The organism is Citrobacter sp. S55_ASV_140, from assembly GCF_018919505.1.
Classification (GTDB): Bacteria; Pseudomonadota; Gammaproteobacteria; order Enterobacterales; family Enterobacteriaceae; genus Citrobacter; species Citrobacter werkmanii.
This window is the reverse complement of record NZ_JAHLQZ010000282.1, coordinates 1-3,898: the sequence shown is the minus strand read 5'-3', so window position 1 is coordinate 3,898 and position 3,898 is coordinate 1. Positions and strand designations below refer to the sequence as shown.

Genomic DNA, 3,898 nt, shown 5'->3' with positions numbered 1-3,898 from the left:
CACCAGAGAGGAGCAAAAAGAAGAAAATGGGAGTAGAGAAAGCGAAAACAAGCGGAGACATTCCGCGCGAGTTGGCTATAATACCCGCCACTTGTTTGCCATAGCTTATTTAAAGGAAACAGACATGAGCTTACTCAACGTCCCTGCCGGTAAAGACCTGCCGGAAGATATCTACGTTGTTATCGAGATCCCTGCCAACGCAGATCCGATCAAATACGAAGTTGACAAAGAGAGCGGCGCCCTGTTCGTTGACCGCTTCATGTCCACCGCGATGTTCTATCCGTGCAACTACGGTTACATCAACCACACTCTGTCTCTGGATGGCGATCCGGTTGACGTTCTGGTCCCGACTCCGTACCCGCTGGAGCCTGGTTCAGTGATCCGCTGCCGTCCGGTTGGCGTTCTGAAAATGACCGACGAATCCGGTGAAGATGCGAAACTGGTTGCGGTACCGCACACCAAGCTGAGCAAAGAATACGATCACATCAAAGATGTGTCCGACCTGCCGGAACTGCTGAAAGCGCAGATCACCCATTTCTTCGAGCATTATAAAGACCTCGAAGCTGGCAAATGGGTGAAAGTTGACGGTTGGGACAACGCTGAAGCTGCTAAAGCTGAAATCGTTGCTTCCTTCGAGCGCGCGAAGAAGTAATTCTTACTTTTGATGCTAAGCCCCGCATGTCGGGGCTTTTTTGTGTCCTGATGCGAGTGCGGCAGGCACATAAAACAACGCCACCCGAAGGTGGCGCGTTTTACCTGTCGGCTTTCAAACTGCCTCTGCGTTGGCTTTACTCGCTCACCCCAGTCACGTACTGATGTACGCTCCTGGGGATTCTCTGCGTCGCCGCCTTGATGCAACTCGAAATCCATCGGGTATATATCAGTACTGGTCTCTGTCTAACCAGTTACCGCTTTCAATCAGCGTTAAGCCATCAACCGGACGTTGGTACACGTACATCCATGCACTTCCGTACGGCGTTTGAATTAGCTGGCGTGCGTATTCACCACCACGGGTACGCAGAGCGTCAAGCTCTGCCAGCGTGGCGTTATCAATACGATAAACTTCCCCGTGTACTGTTCCATTTCCCGGAACGGCGCCTGGATAGTGGCCCAGGCTGTACAACTGGTAGTTGTCGATACTGAAATTTCCCAGCAACAGGGCATTGGTCATCCAGTGGCTGTTGCCTTGTTTGGTTCGTAAACTGCCATAGACAAATATTCGCATTGCTAAAACTCGAACTGATAGAGCAAATCAAGTGCCTGATCTACGCCAGACACTGCTTCCAGATATAGCTTAGGCATCAGACGATAACGTAGCGTGAGTGTCGCTAAGGAGTCAAATATACCCACACCATATTTCACCTGCAGACCTGGCAGTACGTATCCGCTGACAACGACCTGAGATGAGTCACCCACCCCTTGCGTGTCCAGTGCCAGATTGCTTACGCCAAATGTCTCCCCGATTTTACCCACAACCTGACCACTTTGTGCAACCCCCAGGCCAATAAGCATTGAAGTCATCGCCGCGCTGTCGCTCTGTTCACTATCCAGTCCTTGCCCACGAAGCAGGTAGGACAGCGCCATTTGCTGCGACATCGCCGGGTCGGAGAAGATCTCCGCTTTCGGTTCATCAGCCGTGCCCGTGACGCGAACGCCGGCGATCACGTCATCTTCTGTAGCATCCGGGTTACGAATCGCTTCAATATTGAGCAACGGCTGATCCGGCGGACCGGAGAATAACAGCTCGCCCTTACGCACAATCAGATCCTGACCATAGGCATGGAAGCGACCGCTCGGGATATTAATCTGCCCGTTAAGCCCCAGCCCCTGTTTATCCTGCACCACCTTCAGATCGCCCGTCAGACGCGCTTTCAGACCAAAGGCATCAAGACGCACGTTATTACCGACGTGGATGTTCAGGTTGCTGTTGATCGGGATCCCGGCGGTCTGTGGTTTCTCGGGCTGCAGATCGTTATTAAGCATCACCATATCGCTGGACACCCCTACCGCGCTTTCCGGCAGATCGTGGACCACGATACGCGCCCACGGCACATCGACATTGCCGTTCAGGGTAAACAGGCTCGGTGTCGCTTCAAATTCCACATCCGGCGAGACATCCAGACGCACCATCGGCGGCACGGTGATCCGCACCCGGCTGCCTTTCGCCGCAACGCGCGCCCGCCAATTGTCTATTTGACTCCAGTCTGCGTCGCCGCTCAGGTTGATTTCCCCCTGCTGCGTACGCACCACACCCGCCAACGTTGAGCGTGTTCCGGTGAAGTTAACGGCTAACTGGCTTGGCTGCATGTCAAACGGCATAAAGTTACCGTCGATATCCAGTCCGCTCAGTTGCAGTTGTCCAAGCAGTTGCGGGCTTTGCACATCGCCGCCCAGACGCAGGTTGGCGTTGATCGTCCCCGCAGCCTTTTCACCACGTGAGAAGATAGGGTTCACCATCGCCAGATTGAAGTTGCGGATATTGACGTTGCCGCCCAGGTTACGGCGCCCTTGTGGATCCGTCACCTGCACCTTTCCGTCAAACTGCCCGTTATTAGTCAGGCGAATCAGCCAGCCCAGCTCGGCACGGTTGTCGTGCAGGTCGGCGGTCAGATTCAACGTTTCAAATACCACAGGCAGCGGCGCATCGTTCACGCTTTGCGTGACCTTCACGTTACGCCCGGAAAGCGTGACCTGCCCCTGCGGCAGCCCCTCTTTGGTCGTGTCCCAACTGACATCGGCTTTGCCGGTGAACACCCCGCTGGCCTGAGTCGTATCCGGCATAAACGGTTTCAGCATCGCCAGGTCGAAACGGTTGAGATTCACCACCGCGCGTCCTTCTGCACCAGCATCAATGGTTTGTGGTACGCACAGCTCCGCATTCGGGTTGTTCCAGCAATGCGGTCCAATGCTGATTTTTTGCTCCTGATTGCGATAATCCAACGCGATCGCACGATTGAGCGCCCACGGACCAACCGGCGTCTGGAAACGGGTATTGCTTAATTCCCCTTTCCAGCGCTGCTCTTTGCGATCAAAGCTGCCTGCCAGGGAGAGCTGCCCTGAGACCGGCTCGCCCTGGATGCGCAGCTGTAGCTCATGCTGCTTCTCACTGCCTTTGGCATCGAGCGTCACCAGGCCGATATTCACGTCCGGTTGTACAATCCGTTCTACGCGAACGTTGAGATTACCGGCGATTTGCTCCGCCGATTTCACGTCGCCTTCGACGCGAACCTGAGCAACGGAAAGCTCCTGCCAGCGCAGGCCGCGGGCGGTGATGTCCGCCAACAGCTGTGGCGCTTCTACCGTACCACGAACTTTTACCAGCCCTTTCGCCGTGCCGCCTAATCCCGGCAGTGCGTTATCCAGGCTCGGGGCATCAATCGTCGCGTCGAGATTGAGGTCCTTAACCCCCAGCTCCCCTTTCACGTCCGCACTGTTGCGCCCCAGTTCCAGATGCAGGCCCGGGATCGTCCACTGCAGGTAGCTGTTCCCCTTCAGCGAGCCGTTTACATTAACCTTGTTCTGCTTCACGTTACCGGTCAGCTTCAGCTCAGGAATCTCCATCTGCCAGCTTCCGCCGTACAGACTGCCGCGCGTTTTCACCAGACCATTCAGCTTTGACGGCCAGTCCGGGATTGTTTTCGCGGTGTTGATACCATCCAGCGTTAACTCCCCGCGCCAGCTGATCGCCTGCTGCCAGTCCACCAGCGCTTTCAGTTCGGTTTTCCCTTCCAGCGCCGCAATGCTCAGTTTGTCGAGATTAATCTGCTGTTCGTTGCCTTTGGCGTCCAGCGTAATGGTAGCCGGAGGAATATCCTGCCCTTTCACCGCGGTACGCATCGACAACGTATAGTCGGTCATTTTACCGGTCAGCTTGAGCTTAATGTCATCGGCCTGGAAT

At 55.2% G+C, this 3,898-nt stretch carries 3 protein-coding genes; 1 reads left to right on the top strand and 2 read right to left on the bottom strand.

Annotated features, from left to right (window positions below; all coding sequences use genetic code 11):
• Positions 1-124 precede the first annotated feature (124 nt).
• Positions 125-652: an inorganic diphosphatase gene (gene ppa, locus KQJ18_RS22425; protein ID WP_038636623.1), complete on the top strand. Its 528-nt coding sequence runs from the start codon at positions 125-127 to the stop codon at positions 650-652.
• A 228-nt stretch (positions 653-880) separates the two neighbouring features.
• On the opposite strand, the gene KQJ18_RS22420 is transcribed toward ppa, so the two are convergent.
• Together KQJ18_RS22420 and tamB are read right to left on the bottom strand one after the other, a co-directional pair.
• The gene (locus KQJ18_RS22420) at positions 881-1,225 is read right to left on the bottom strand and encodes a gamma-glutamylcyclotransferase (RefSeq protein ID WP_003025723.1); all 345 of its coding nucleotides are present in this window, start codon (positions 1,223-1,225) and stop codon (positions 881-883) included.
• 2 nt (positions 1,226-1,227) lie between these two features.
• Positions 1,228-3,898 (bottom strand): autotransporter assembly complex protein TamB (gene tamB / locus KQJ18_RS22415; RefSeq protein ID WP_216422782.1); only part of this gene is annotated, 2,671 nt, incomplete at its 5' end.